This is a genomic window from Gilvimarinus sp. 1_MG-2023 (genome assembly GCF_030548285.1).
The window spans coordinates 1-319 of the sequence record NZ_JAUOSC010000592.1 but is presented as its reverse complement, the minus strand read 5'-3'; the positions used below and the strand labels follow the sequence as shown (position 1 = coordinate 319).

Below are 319 nucleotides of genomic sequence, written 5' to 3'. Positions count from 1 at the left end.
ATTTTGTGATGTTTACTCAGGCTGCCACTCCGTGCTCTCTGTCACACATTGTGCAGGCTTTTTCTTCAGGCCGGTTGGTTGGCCCTGTCAATGCCCTGCTTTTGAAAACAGATTGATCATGGCAACACCGGTAATAATCAACCCCATACCAGCCAATGCCCAAAGATCAGGTTTTTGCCCGTGCAGGAAAAAGGCAATAACGGCCACTAGTACGACCCCCAACCCAGCCCAGACGGCGTAGGCAATACCCACCGGAATGGTTTTTAACGCGACAGATAAAAAGTAGAACGCAACCTCATATCCCAATACAACAATAATC

1 protein-coding gene is annotated in these 319 nt (G+C 48.3%); it reads right to left on the bottom strand.

Going from position 1 to position 319, the window contains the following annotated elements:
- Nucleotides 1-87 precede the first annotated feature (87 nt).
- On the bottom strand, nucleotides 88-319 hold a 232-nt coding region (locus Q4563_RS18225), incomplete at its 5' end, for a DMT family transporter (protein ID WP_303605508.1).